The organism is Acinetobacter sp. HA, assembly GCF_000264725.1.
GTDB lineage: Bacteria > Pseudomonadota > Gammaproteobacteria > Pseudomonadales > Moraxellaceae > Acinetobacter > Acinetobacter schindleri.
Map to the genome: position 1 here is coordinate 1 of NZ_AJXD01000093.1, position 606 is coordinate 606.

Here is a 606-nt window from a genome sequence, read left to right on the forward strand (position 1 = left end):
AATCTAGACCTGGATTTTATGCAGCGCAATCTCAAACAAGCCGAAATAAACCTGACCAAGCACCACAAACATCAAAACGAGTTCAATCAGCAGCTTGCCCAGGAGATCGTGAAAAGCGGACTCAAGCAAAGTCATGACAAATTGCAAAGCCTGGTCGATCAACACAACGAATTAACCCAGCACAAACCCTTACTGTTTGGAAAAAAAGCTTGGGAAGCCCAACGTGATGCGATTTACCAGGAACACAAAAAGCTGAAAGGTCAGCATGAACACCAGAAAAAACATGGTGTGAAGGATTTATTGGAAAATGAAAAGTTTAAAGAACATGCCTGGAAGCAGTACCAACAACAACATCCAGCCAAAGCCAAGCAATACCAGACTCTATACCCATCCTATCAAGTCATTAAAAAATGTGTGGATGAGATCAAAGCAGAACAACAGATGAAACTCAGACAGGAACAACAGCTCAAAGCACAGCAACATGCGCCTAAAATGAAATCTCGTGGCATGAGTCGCTAAACAGAGCGAGTGTCTACGAGCGAACTGAGAAAATTTGCCCATCCCTTTCCCTGATTACAAGCTCCCTATCCATCAATCACCTGCATG

The 606-nt window shown here is 43.2% G+C and carries 1 protein-coding gene; it reads left to right on the forward strand.

Translation table 11 applies throughout. The features are described from left to right. A partial coding sequence (locus HADU_RS12000) for a hypothetical protein (protein WP_050977188.1) occupies positions 1-519 on the forward strand: 519 nt, incomplete at its 5' end. Between the last annotated feature and the right edge of the window lie 87 nt (positions 520-606).